This is a genomic window from Trueperella abortisuis, assembly GCF_030811095.1.
GTDB lineage: Bacteria > Actinomycetota > Actinomycetes > Actinomycetales > Actinomycetaceae > Trueperella > Trueperella abortisuis.
The window spans coordinates 888,313-901,102 of record NZ_JAUSQL010000001.1 but is presented as its reverse complement, the minus strand read 5'-3'; the positions used below and the strand labels follow the sequence as shown (position 1 = coordinate 901,102).

General features: G+C 64.6%; 10 protein-coding genes. All 10 read right to left on the bottom strand.

Annotated elements, in window-relative coordinates; all coding sequences use genetic code 11:
- Positions 1 to 70: 70 nt before the first annotated feature.
- The 10 genes from J2S45_RS03940 to J2S45_RS03895 all read right to left on the bottom strand — a co-directional run bounded on the left by J2S45_RS03940 (position 71) and on the right by J2S45_RS03895 (position 12,758).
- Positions 71 to 1,639, bottom strand: a complete 1,569-nt coding sequence (locus tag J2S45_RS03940; RefSeq protein ID WP_307634610.1) for a thiol-activated cytolysin family protein — start codon at positions 1,637 to 1,639, stop codon at positions 71 to 73.
- 409 nt (positions 1,640 to 2,048) lie between these two features.
- Complete coding sequence (locus tag J2S45_RS03935; protein WP_296930161.1) at positions 2,049 to 3,374, bottom strand: amidohydrolase; 1,326 nt, start codon at positions 3,372 to 3,374, stop codon at positions 2,049 to 2,051.
- 12 nt (positions 3,375 to 3,386) lie between these two features.
- Positions 3,387 to 4,847, bottom strand: coding sequence for a C4-dicarboxylate transporter DcuC (gene dcuC / locus J2S45_RS03930; protein ID WP_307634609.1), 1,461 nt, complete (start codon positions 4,845 to 4,847; stop codon positions 3,387 to 3,389).
- Positions 4,848 to 4,976: 129 nt separating this feature from the next.
- Positions 4,977 to 5,603, bottom strand: a complete 627-nt coding sequence (locus J2S45_RS03925; protein WP_307634608.1) for a hypothetical protein — start codon at positions 5,601 to 5,603, stop codon at positions 4,977 to 4,979.
- 127 nt (positions 5,604 to 5,730) lie between these two features.
- Entirely contained in the window at positions 5,731 to 9,306 is a 3,576-nt protein-coding gene (smc, locus tag J2S45_RS03920) for a chromosome segregation protein SMC (protein ID WP_307634607.1), read from the bottom strand.
- A 30-nt stretch (positions 9,307 to 9,336) separates the two neighbouring features.
- Positions 9,337 to 10,173, bottom strand: coding sequence for a hypothetical protein (locus J2S45_RS03915; RefSeq protein ID WP_307634606.1), 837 nt, complete (start codon positions 10,171 to 10,173; stop codon positions 9,337 to 9,339).
- Entirely contained in the window at positions 10,166 to 10,588 is a 423-nt protein-coding gene (locus J2S45_RS03910) for a hypothetical protein (protein ID WP_307634605.1), read from the bottom strand. Before J2S45_RS03910 ends, J2S45_RS03915 begins: the two co-directional genes overlap by 8 nt.
- On the bottom strand, positions 10,563 to 10,976 hold the full coding sequence (gene ndk / locus J2S45_RS03905; RefSeq protein ID WP_068538445.1) for a nucleoside-diphosphate kinase: 414 nt from the start codon (positions 10,974 to 10,976) through the stop codon (positions 10,563 to 10,565). The genes J2S45_RS03910 and ndk overlap by 26 nt, the downstream gene beginning before the upstream one ends.
- A 46-nt stretch (positions 10,977 to 11,022) precedes the next feature.
- Entirely contained in the window at positions 11,023 to 11,610 is a 588-nt protein-coding gene (locus J2S45_RS03900) for a hypothetical protein (protein WP_307634604.1), read from the bottom strand.
- The gene (locus J2S45_RS03895; protein WP_307634603.1) at positions 11,607 to 12,758 is read right to left on the bottom strand and encodes an AAA family ATPase; all 1,152 of its coding nucleotides are present in this window, start codon (positions 12,756 to 12,758) and stop codon (positions 11,607 to 11,609) included. The genes J2S45_RS03900 and J2S45_RS03895 overlap by 4 nt, the downstream gene beginning before the upstream one ends.
- Between the last annotated feature and the right edge of the window lie 32 nt (positions 12,759 to 12,790).

Genomic DNA, 12,790 nt, shown 5'->3' with positions numbered 1-12,790 from the left:
GCTGTTGAACACAGCGAGGTGGCAACGACCCGTTGCCACCTCGCCATGACGCCACAAAGAGCGGTTTTACCTACGCCTCCTTGACCTCGTTGTCAGCCCAAGGGTTGAGGGTAGTTCCGCGAAGGACGATCTCTCGGTGTGCCACCAGCGGAAGGTCCTTCTTGTCGATGACCGTCCACCACGGATCCCACGCAAGTCCCGTTCCCTCGCCCGCGATGATCCGGATGTTGCGCGCGTTGGCCGGAAGCTGGATCGTTTCACGGAATCCACGCGTGCGACCCACCCAGTTGCCGGACCACTTCTTCGGAGTCAGCTTCTCCACGCCGTTCTCGTCGAAGCTCACCTCGTCCCAGGAGAGGTCGAACTTGGCGACGTAGCCACCCTCGTGGCGAAGGGTGACCTCGCCGGAGGTGTGGGTGGTCGCCGTCGTTTCAATGTAGTCCCCGCTCGAGCGGACGGCCGCCTGCTGGTTGTCCTTGAGGAAGTTGACCACGTAAGAGATGGGGACAGCCGGGACCTTCGTCGAGAAGGTGCTCTCCTCCTTGATGATCCGCTTGAGATCATCGATCTTGCCGGTAAGGACCTCCACGCCCTTGGTCGCGCTACCACCCACGACGTAGACGGTTGCCCGGGTGCTGTTGAGGATGTTCGCGTACTTCGTCTCCACGTCGGTCTTCACGTCCCCGAAGCTGGCCTTGAAGACGCCGCTGAAGGCCGCCTTGACGTCAGTGGACTTCGACGTCGTCTCGAGCTTGACGAAGATCTGGCGGCCGTAGTTGACCGAGGAGATGTAGCCGAGCGGGTTCTTCTCATTCACGCCGCGCTCGCGCAGCTCATCGGCGGTCACCGACGGGCCAAAGACGCTGTGCGGATTGGTCGGAGTATCGGCGCTGACCGTGTAGTAGATCTGCTTGAAGGAGGCGATGGCCACCTGGGACTCGTTCTTGTTGATCGCGTCGAAGTTAACGTTGAGCTTGTTTGAAACCTTCTCGAAGCCCAGGCCGAACTTCGCCTCGAGCTGCTGGGCCGAGGTGACCATCGACTCGTCGTAGGACATTTTCGCGGCGTGCGCCGGGTACTTCTCGTTGCGATCGATCCAGCCATCGAGGAGGTTATTGATTCCCGCGCTCACGGTGCTCTTCGTCGGCTTATCGATGGTCGTGTGGTTGCTCCCCTTGGTCAGGCCGGGCAGATCCACACTGATCGTCTGCGGGGCTCGATCCACGCCGAAGGGCACCGGGCTCCCCTTGGACAGATTCTGGTTGGCGAGGACCAGCGCTCCCGGATACACGTTGGCGTTGTTTGCCTCAAAAGCGGAGATGTCCGCCTGGAGGTTATTGAAACTCTTCTTCTCGTGCTTGTAAACGGTGTACGTACCGTCCTTCAGCTCGTCCCGGGTGACGGGCACGTTTTCGATGGCCTCACCCTTGACAGCCAAGACCCCGACGGGATCATAGGTAAGGCCGCGAAGGAAACGATCAACTCCCACACCGTTGGAGGATTGATCGGCCGTCGCCTTCTCGCTCACGGAGACCTCCGGCGCCGCGTCCGGCGGGAGTGTGGCCGCGAAGGATGCCGTTGGAAGCATGGAGGCAAAAACGATCGTCGTGACTGCAGATGCAGCTATGACCTTACGCATGGTTCCCTTCTTTCTTCATTGAAGTTAAACACCACGTGTACTGTGGATGGTTGTCATTATGCACCCGAAAAAACCTGCCGTTTCGAACATTGCAACGCTCTGTCCAGCAGAAATAGCGACATCTGAATTTTTCACTGACACGAAAAATAACGGTTGCTAAGATAGCGACGCCGCCCCGACCCGAGCCCTACCAGGGAAAATCTGCGCACTGATAGCGGCTTCTTTTCGCCCGCCGGAAAAACGTGGCCACAGCACGCATATTTTTTACATTCACCATAGGCGTAACCTTTGCCAAACATGACCGTTGGCGCAGGTCAGCTAACGAAAAGGTAATGAAAAGGTGCCGCATCGCTGCGGCACCTTTTCTCGTTGCTCTCCCGGCGGACTTACACGCGAGAGAACCTACGCGCTAGACGGGTCGAGCCATGAGGTCGATCGCTGCGCCGGCGAAAATCCGCACCCCGGCAGGCAGCACCTTCTCCTGCACGCAGAACTTACGGTTATGCGCACCCGCCGGGGATGCGGTAAGCATACGGATGAAGGTCGCCTTTCCTCCGTTGCGCTGGACCCTGTCCATCATGAAGGCATAGTCCTCCGAACCGGATGCCATCATCCAGTTCGGCTCGCGCGCCACCAGGCCCAGGTCCGCGGCGACGGCGTCGATCCGCTCCATGAGCTCGCGGTCCGAGTCGAGCGAGATCGACTCCCCCATCCGCACGATTTCATACTCGAGGTCATACATGTCGGCCGCGGCCTTGATAACCGTGCGGGCGCGCCGCTCCATGTACTCGTTAATCTGCGTCGTTTCCCCGCGCACCTCGATCTCCAGGTGCGCCTTATCGGCGATGATGTTGCGCCCGCCGTCGACGATCACCTTGCCGACGTTGACGCGGCTCGGCCCGTGGGAGTGGCGCGAGATCGCGTAGAGGTTAAGGATCGCCGTCGCCACGGCCGGCACCACGTTGCGCCCCTCCTCCGGCGCCCCGGAGGCGTGGGCAGAGCGGCCGAAGAAGTTCACATCCATCTTCGTCGTCGCGAGCGCGCCGCCGGAGCCGGAGCACAGATCGCCGTCCTGGGACTTCTCATCCACATGTTGGGCGAGCATGATGTCGACGTCGTCGAGATGGCCCTTGGCCACGATCGACTTCGCCCCACGCACACCCTCCTCCGCGGGTTGGAAGATGATCTTGAGCGTGCCCGACCATGCGTCCTTCATGCTTGCGAGCAGCTTGGCGGTGCCAAGCCCGATGGTGATATGGGCGTCGTGACCGCAGGCGTGCATCGTCCCCTCGTGAACCGAGCGGAAGCCGCGCGCGACCGGCTCGAAATCGGGGTCGTCCGCCTCGTGGATGGGCAGGGCGTCGATGTCGAAGCGCATGCCGACGGTGGGCCCTTCCCCGTTCCTCATGATGGCCACGGCACCCGTGAACTGGCCCTTAATCTTCTCCAGCCACTGCGGATCCGCCCCTTCGTCACGCGCGCGTTGGAAGGCGGCGGCGTCCTCCTCCGGGCCGGGAAGGCCCATGCGCTCATCGGCCTGACACACGTCAGGGCCGTAGAGCACCTCGTAGCCCCAGTCGGTCAGCGCTTGCAGGATGATCGCGGTGGTGCGGTACTCCTGGAATCCCAGCTCAGGGTGGCGGTGGAAGTCGCGGCGCCAAGCCACGAGTTCGTCGGTCATGTCGGCGGCGGCGTCGTTGATGCGACTGGCAATATCGGCGGTGATAGCGGTCATGATGTCCTTTCTTTAGAAGAAGATCGAGGAGGCGATGTAGTCCCACGCCATCGAGGCAGTAATCATCGTGATGTAGGCGGCGACCATGACGGGCGCCGTACGTTTGACGATGTCCATCGGGCTGACGCCCGCCAGGCCGGCCACGGCGATGACGACGCCGGCGACGGGCGACATCGAGCGCCCAATTCCCGAAGCCAGCTCCATCGGCTGCGCCATGAAGACCGGCGCGACGCCGACGGACGCCGCCACGTCGGGAGCCAGCGGCGAGAAGGCAAACCACGGGGCGTTGCCGGAACCCGTGACCACCGCCGAAAGCAGAATGATGAGGGTGAGCACAATGGTGACAGGAATCGCCCCGAAGTTCGCGCCTTGGGCGGCGTTGATGATGGTCTCGATGAATCCGAGCTGGGTCAGGCCGGCGGCGAACATCTGCGCGCAGACGATGAGGGTGACGATGTTGGTGAACTGGCGGCCCATCCCGTCGAAGAACACCCTAAACACGTCCCCCGCCTGGCGGAAGGAGCGGTACCGAACCATCTGCGCCACCACGCCCACCATGGCGGAGATCAGCATGGCGGTGGCCACCGGTAGCCGGATCGAGCTGATGACGAACGGGGAGAACACGATGAGGAGGACGAGCGGGGTGAACGGCAGGAGCGCGTACCATGCCGGCGTGTCCGTGGTCGCCGCCTTCGCTTCCGTCTCGGCCGGCGCCTTGCCGGCGGCGGGCTGGCCCGGCGTCGTGCCGTGGCGTTCAGCCTCAATGTCCGCCCAGTCGGCCTTGTCCGGCGTCGTGCCATCCTTGCGGTCGAAGTAGCGCTGGGTGAGGTAGTGGGAGACCATGACGACGGCCATCACCACGAGCGCCACCGGCGCCTGGTACTGGAGGAAGTACTCCTGGACGCTCATCCCGGAGACCTCGGCCGCAATGTTCGCGTTCGACGACGCCGGGCCGAGATCGAGGCACGAGCCCGTCGCGATCACCGCGGCGGCCGACAGGCGCGAAATCCCCATGCCTCGCAGGAGCGGGTAGACCGTGACCATGAGGAGCAAGGCCAGCCCGGCCGCCGAGGGGATGATGAGGCACAGGCACTGGGCGAGGATGTAGGTACACGCGAGCACCAGGTAGGGCTTGTTGATCTTCGACAGCGGCCTGGTGGTGAGCTGGACCAGTGCCTCCGACGCGCCGATGCGCTCCATCGTCAGGGAGAATCCGCCCACGGTCATAATGATCAGGCCGAGTTGGGCACCCGTGGTGGAAAACAGGTAGCGCACGTGGTCAAAGACATCCAGTAGCGCGTTGCCCGTGTTCGGCCAGTCCTCGGGCCGGGTCACGGCCGTGTCGGGGAGCACGATCGCGAGCCCCAGCATGATCAGGCCCGCAAAGAGGAGAACCGTTTGGGGGTTGTGGCGTTTGAAGATGAGGCAGGCCACCCCCGCGGTGACGAGGAGGGCGAACAAGAAACCTAGCATTGCTTTTCCTTTGAGCGGGGCCCTCAGGGGCCGTGGTCTGGGCGAGCCTGCTGAGCTGGGTAAACGCCGCCACAAACTCGACGTGTCAGTGTACGGGGGCCACTCACTGCACCAAGCGCGACTTAGGTCCTATTCCGCGCGGCCATGATCGGGGACATTCCGCGCATACGATACGTTATCGGCGCCACCCTGCTGGGGCTTCTGCGAGCGACCGCGACGCACGGCAGCCGGGATACGCCGCGCCGCCCCCGGGATGCGGCGCGCGCCGCGGTACAGGGCCTTGCTCAGCCGCACCGAGCCGCGAGCACCCTGCTTGGCCACCTGCGTCACGGTGCCCGCGCCCGCTAAGCACGCCGCCCACGCCTTCTGCGCGCGAGTGGAATGGGCCGGGGCCTTCTGCGAAGCGCGCTCCGAGTAGTCCTGCTTGACGTCCTCGGCCGCCTCCATGACCCGGATGACGGCGAGCTCCGTCGCATCGAGGGCCTTGCGCGGCGCAGCCGAGCCGATGGCGTGGGAGAACTTCTCCTCAATATCATCCGGGGAGTAGTAGGGGTCAGCATTGTCGTGGTCAAACGTGGTGAACACGTCCGCCAGGTGCGCGTCCTTGATGTGTACCTGGAACCTGTCGCCGTCCAGGTCCTTCGAACGCCACGCCTTGACCGATTCCTCCACCCATTCGCGCCCTTCGGCGGCTTTTCGCCCGCGCGCAAAGTAGTAGGCACCGCCGCCGACGGTTCCCACAACAGCTGCACTCACCAGGATGCTCATCACCCTTTATTTCTAGTTCAGCTCCGCCCAAATAGCACGCTTCAGCCCGGGCGTTTCCATCACATCTGGATAACGATCCGAGCCGCGAGCCGGCCCGATCCGGGTAAGTTGCTCGTCAGCTGCCCGCGAGGTCCTTCACCCGCTGGGAGATCACACTGGTGACGCCGTCCTCGCGCATGGCAACACCGTAGAGGACGTCAGCGATCTCCATCGTCCGCTTTTGGTGGGTGATGATGAGCAGCTGTGAATTGTCCTGCAGCTCCTCAAACAGCTCAAGAAGGCGGGAAAGGTTCGTGTCATCAAGTGCGGCCTCGACCTCGTCCATGACGTAAAACGGGGAGGGACGGGCTTTGAAGATCGCGATAAGGAACGCGACCGCCGTCAGCGAGCGCTCCCCTCCCGACAGGAGCGAGAGCCGCTTAACCCGCTTTCCCGGCGGGCGTGCCTCGATATCGACGCCGGTGGCGAGCACGTCGTCGGGATCGGTAAGCACGAGCTTGCCCTTGCCTCCGGGGAACAAGCTGGAAAACGTCGTGGCGAACTCGCGGGCAACGTCCGCGAGCGCGGCCGTCATCACCTCGTTGACGCGCTGGTCGATGTCGCGCACGATCCCCAGAAGGTCCGCACGCGACTGGCGCAGGTCCTCGAGTTGCTCGGTGAGGTAGCGTTGACGTTCCTCGAGGGCCGCGTGCTCCTCGAGGGCGAGCGGATTGATCTTGCCCAAGCGGGCGAGGTCACGCTCTGCCTTGGCCAGGCGCTTTTCCTGCTCCTCGCGCACGAAGGGCCGCTGCGGCTGTGGCTTCTCCCCCTCCGCGTGCGCCACGGTGATCATGAGGTGGGGGCCGAACTCGGCAACGAGCGTGTCGGCAGACATGCCCAGGTCGTCGATAGCCTTGGCCGCAAGTTGCTCGTACTTAAGGCGCTGCTCGGCGAGTGCGAGCTCGTGACGGTGGCCAAGGTCGTCGAGGTCTCGCTGTTCCTGGCGGAGCCGCTCGAGGGCGGTGCGGGAGGCGGAGAGCTCGCTCTCACGCGTGGAGCGGCTTGCCTCGGCCTCCTCGCGCTCGGCGCTGACCGCCGCAAGGTACTCTTGGGCGAGGACGAGCGCTTTCGTTGCATCCTGAGCCACCTGCTCGGCCACCGCGGCAGCCTCAAGACGCCGGGCCGCCGCGCGCTCCTCCTGGGCGATGCGCGCCTCGACCGAACGGGCCTGCGCCTCGAGCGCCTCGGACCTGCCGGCGATCGCGCGCAGGCGCTCCTCGCGGGTGCGCAGCTTGAGCCTGGCCTCGGTTTCCTCCGAGCGCGCCGCCACGGTGAGCTTATGTGCCGCGTCGCGTTCGGTCGCCAGCTCGGCCGCGCGCGTGGCCAGATCCTCGGGGGCGTCCTCGAGCTGGTTCTGCTGCTCGCGCAGGACGGCAAGCTCGTCGGCATGCCGATCAAGGTCAACTTCGATGCGGCGCAGCCGCTCCTCGTTGCGCTCGATCTCCTGCTGGGCGGCGGACAGCGACTGGCGAAGTACGCCGAGCTGGGCGGTCACTGCCGCCAGATGGGAATCGCGGGCGCCAAGTTGGGCGGCAATCTGCTCGAAGTCTTCGTCGGCGGCTGCGGCCGCCGTCCGCGCCCGGGCAAGTCCATCCTCGGCCTGCGCCAGGCGTTCGATCGCATCGGCCGTCTGAGCCCGCGCGTCATCGTAGGCTGCTTGGCGGGCGAGGATCGCCGCCACCTGCACCTGGCCACCCCAGGCGTGGGTGCCGGACAGGACGTCGCCAGCCATCGTCGCGACCGCGGGGGCGCCTGCCTCGATGAGCTGTTTTGCTGCGGCGAGGTCGACGGCGAGGACGGTCCCGGTCACGAGCGCGCGAAGGGCGCCGGCGGAGGCGCTATCCCCCTCCACGACGTCGGTGGCTAGCCGCGCCTGGTCGCCAGGAAGCGCGGCCTGTGCGAGCGCCTCGCGAGCGGCCTCGTCCCGGTCGGCTCGGGCCCCCGACTCGATCAGCAGCTCGAGGTGGCCGGCGTCGGCTTCGCGGGCGGCGCGCAGGGCGTCAACGGCGGCGTCGACGTCGCGCACGATCACGCCGGTCGCTACGCCGGAGAGCGCGGCCTCAGCGGCGGCCTCCCAGCCGGCAGAAATCCTGACCGCGTCGCGGACGAGCCCAACCACGCCCGCGCGGTACTCCTCCACAAGCCATGCAGTGGCGTCCTCGGGTGCGAGGGAAAGCTCCAGGGTATCGGCCTTGGTCCGCCACTCAACCACCGCGGACTGCGCACTGGCCACCGCCTTGCGGGCCTCCTCGACCTCGTCGCGAGCGCCCTGACGCACGCGGGCCGCCTCCTCGTGGGCAATGGAAAGCGTGTCGTCGCCGTCGGTGTGGGCAACCGCCTGCTCCTCAAGCTCAATGACCTGCCGTTCGGAGGTGTCCGCCCGCTTTTCGGCCTCGTCCTTTGCCGTGAGCACGCGTTGCTTCTCGGAGCTCAGCGACTCAATGCGCGAGGCAGCGGTGGAGATCTTGCCGGTGAGCCGCGCTGCTAGCTCGCGGCGGTCGGCTACCGAGCGATTGATGGTGGCGAGCTCCTGGTCGAGCTCGCGCTCGCGCGCCTCGGCGCCCTCGCGCCGGGAGATCACCTCGCGTAGTGCGTCCTCTGCCGCGCGCACCTCCTTGCCCAGGCCCTCCTCCTCGGCGCGGGCCTGCCCCGCCCGCTCTCGGATGCGCTCCGGTGACTCCCCACGGTGGGCAGACGGGCCTGCCTGGAGCAGGGAGCGCTGGCGCTCGGTAGCCAAGTTGGCCAGCCCCCGAAAACGCTCCACCAGCGATCCAAGGCGCTGCCAGTTCTCCGTCAGCGCAGCGATCTGGGGGCTGGCGGCGTCGGCGGCCGCCTGCAGCGCGGCGACCTCGTCCGCGGCCGCCCTCACACGCGTGACCAGCTCGGCGGCGGATTGCTGAAGCCTCTTCTCGTCGACCGACTGCGCCTGCAGACGCGCCTGAGCCTGGGCGACGTCGTCGGCGAGGATGCGTGCCCGCGCGTCGAACACCTCGGCTTGGATCACCTGGGCGCGCCTCGCCGTCGCCGCCTGACGGGCGAGCGGACCGAGCTGGCGGCGCAACTCCCCGGCCAGGTCCTCGATGCGCGTGAGGTTGGCCTGCATCGACTCCAGCTTGCGCAACGCCTTCTCCTTGCGGCGCCGATGCTTGAGCACCCCCGCGGCCTCCTCGATGAAGCCTCGGCGGTCCTCGGGCGTGGCCGTCAGCACCTCATCGAGCTTGCCCTGGCCGATGATGACGTGCATCTCCTTACCCATGCCGGTATCCGACAGCAGCTCCTGGATATCGAGCAGGCGACACGCCGTGCCGTTGATCGCGTATTCCGAGCCACCCGTACGGAACAGCGTGCGCGAGATCGTGACCTCGGAGAACTCGATGGGCAGCGCGCCGTCGGTGTTGTCGATCGTGAGGGTGACCTCGGCGCGGCCGAGCGCCGGGCGCTTGGCTGTTCCGGCGAAAATAACGTCGGCCATGTTCCCGCCGCGCAGGTTCTTCGCCCCCTGCTCACCCATCACCCACGCCAGCGCGTCCACGACGTTCGACTTGCCCGACCCGTTCGGACCCACCACGCAGTTGATACCCGGCTCGAAGCTGAGGGTAGTGGTCGTGGCAAAAGACTTAAAGCCACGCAAGGTCAGGGTTTTCAAGTGCACGCGCCCAGTTTAGCGTGGACGGGCGGATTTTCAGCTATCGGCGGCCCACGTCATGCCGCCGTCGGTGGACACGGCGTGCTCACGGCTCCCGTCGACGCGTACGAACGTCACCTCAATCCGGCCACCGTCGACATCGACGGCCTCCACCGCCCCCGTCGAGGGCAGATTGCTGACGTACACCCACTCCTCCCCCAGCCTCTCGGCGAAGACGTTGCGGTTGGCGGGGCCAGCCTTATCCACGACGACGACCGCATGGTCGGCGTCGACGGCGAAGGCCTCCACCTCGCCCACCTCCCATCTACCCGCCCAGGTTAGCAGGGAGGGCGTGGGCTCCGGCGACGCGGACGTAGGCCCCGGCGGCATTGGGGACCGCGGGCTATCTGGCAAGGTGACGACGTGCTCGCCAACCGGCTTGCGGCGCATGGTGAAGGGCGACAACGACTCATACTCGCCCACGTCACTCTGCCAGCCATCCCGGCAATCCGCTGGATCGAAACACCAGTTGTCGAGGTAGGCCACGGTGAGCATCGCGGGGGCGATGCCTAACCACGTGAGACCCGCCAGGGGAAAAACGAGCAACCAGGCTAGGAGTGCCACCCCGATCCCCCACGTCTTCCACCACCACGCGGCAAGCCCACCCAGGCAGGCGAGCAACGGTGCGGCGCCGATGACGACCACGATCTTCAGCGGGTCCGTGATCCACCAGCCCAGCAGGACGGCGTCCCGCTCGTCGCCCGGCACGGCGAAGGACAGCCACAGCGCCACAAAGCAGGCCACCCATATCGCTGCCGCGATGAGCGTGACCCGGGTAAACACGCGCCGCGCCGGCTGATCGGGTTCACCCTCAGCCGGGAGATGGTCAGCCATATCCGCCGTCAACGACCCTCCAGGGGCCGCCGTCATTACGCACAAGGATCTCCTTGTAATCCGTGTACGTGTGGTTGTCGTTCAGCCCCATCTCGGGAGCCTTGTCATTCGTGGTGAAGTTGACCGTGAGCACGATGGCCTCATCCCCGTCGTACTGGCTCGCCCAATAATCGGAGTCGAGCTCACCCGTGTACGTCACCGACTCGAAATCCTCCAGCGCCTCTGACACCGCCGCCCAGTGATCAACGACGGCGTCCGCCGCCTCGCGCACCTCGTCCTCCGAGTAGGTGGCCGAGGGCGCGAGGTTATACATGACCTCACTCATCGGGTCGCTGGAGCACCCGCTCAGGAGGGCGAGGCTGGCGACCAGCGCGAACGCGCTGCGTGACCTAATCGAACCAGACGGAGATCTCATGAGCGGCCGACTCCGCGCCGTCAGAGGAATGGATGAGGTTGCGGATCTCGCCGTCGCCCCAATCCCTCCCAAGGTCGCCACGGATCGTGCCGGGCGCGGCCGCTGTCGGCTCGGTGGCACCGGACAGGGAGCGGACGCCCTCGATCACACGATCACCCTCGATGACGGCCGCAACGATGGGGCCGGACTTCATGTAGGCGGTCATGCCCGCGTAGAAGGGCTTTTCCGTGTGCTCGTGGTAGTGACGGGCCAGCAGATCGTCAGTGGCGGTGAGCATGCGCATCCGCACGATGCGGTAGCCCTTCGCTTCGATGCGGCGCAGGATCTCGCCAGTGAGACCACGCTCCACGCCGTCAGGCTTGACAAGAATTAGTGTCTGTTCAGTCATGTTCCTATGATAGTCGCGCCCTCGCCATCGCGTGAGAAAAACTGGGCTACGACAGAAAAAGTGCGCGGCGCAGGGCGTCGTGCGCCCGGCGTAAGCTCTCGGAATTCTTCATCGCATTGTCGATGTCCCACACCTGAGAGAACTCACCGTAAACCGACTGGAATTCTGGGCCAGGCCGATCGCCGTCTCTCACCAGGCGCTGTTTCATCGTCTTCGTTCCGAAATGAGCGACGGCCCGTAAGAGCTCCTTCTTGGGGTGCACACTTTGCTGTGCATTGTGCAACACATTAAGCGGCAATCTGAAGAAAGAAGCGGCGCCCTCGACGTCGGCGAGCATCCACTCCTCCATCATGGGCACGGCAATCCTCAGAAGAAAGTTCGGCGGGCAGGGGCCGCCGAGCAAACGATCACGGATCTCGACGGCGCAGTCGCCGTCTGAGTCGCGCACGATGAGCCACAAATCCGCGTTTTGCCACGAAGCCGCGCGCCGGTATCCGTCGATTTTCCTATCTAGGTTCGACGCCCCTCCCTGCCTATAGTGACCACCGACGTGAGCGCCTACATGCTCCACGAGGCGCATGAGGAAGGGCAGGTCGCTCGCTCCCTCGTAGACCAGGTGCACCTGAACGGTCATTGCCGCATCGCTTTGACGAGACCCGCGCCGATTGTCGGGTTGATGAGATTCGAGATCACTTCCGACTTTAGGATCCCGCTGCAGACGAAGCCAGATTCCTTTGGAAACTCTGAAAGCAAACGCGCCTGCGTGTTTTCGTCCCCGCGCGTCAGTACCAGAACCTCCTCGTTGGCAACGCCCTCATCGTCGAGCAGGTCGGGCGAGTGCGTGGTCATGATCACCTGCATATCCTTGCCGCGCTGGACGGACGCGATCGTCGACGGGAGCTGCTGAATGATCTCGCGGTTGAGCGAGATCTCGGGCTCCTCGAGCAACAAGATCCCCTCCGAGCGCGGTTGAGACAGCACTGCCCAGAGAAGCGCGATGAGTCGTAGCGTCCCGTCAGAGAACTCCGTTTCCAGTTGGTTGGCCGGATTCTTTCGCCAATTCTTGAAAGCCGCAACCAGATGCGGCTGTCCTGCATTGTCAATTTCCAACCTCAGTGATTCAAAATTGGGCACCGCCGTCTGGAGTGCCGCCTGGATCTTTCGCAGGCGCGACTTGCGGGTTCGCTCCGTCGTCGCGTTGATCTCGGCGATCAGTCCGTTTCCCACAGCGTCACTCGACGTCCTGGTGGGACTTGAATGACGAATGCTTTGCGGAGAGGGGTGAGAGTAGCGAATCCCTTCAAAGAACGTCGCCACAGCACGGAAGCTCGTGTTGCTTGCGATCTGTTCGAGGTGCGTCTGCGTGAGTAGGTCCGGATCGGCGTCGTCGGCCTTATTAGGACGCTCAAGGATCGTCTCTCCCCCTCGTTTGACCACTTCCTTCGCGACAACCGGCCGACGACGCCCAGCGGACTCCTGACGGATTGCAAGGTTGTATTCCCACTCCTCACCACGATCCTCCATCGTCACGAGGATCTCCACGTGCCCGTTGTTAAAGTTACGCGCGTTCAGGTTGCGTATTGTGCTCAAGCCGCCGCGATTGTCGATTGCCGAGCTCAAACCTCCCTGGGGGCTGGCAATGTCACGCAGGAACCGGAAAACATCCAAGAGATTTGACTTGCCCGTAGCATTCGCACCGACAATGATCAGCCGCTGACCTAGGCGGAAGTCAATCTCGTGAAAATTCCTCCAGTTCTTGACCTGCAGTTGAGTAAGGCGCATCTTCCCTCCTCGGGACGTCCGTGTGCTCCCAT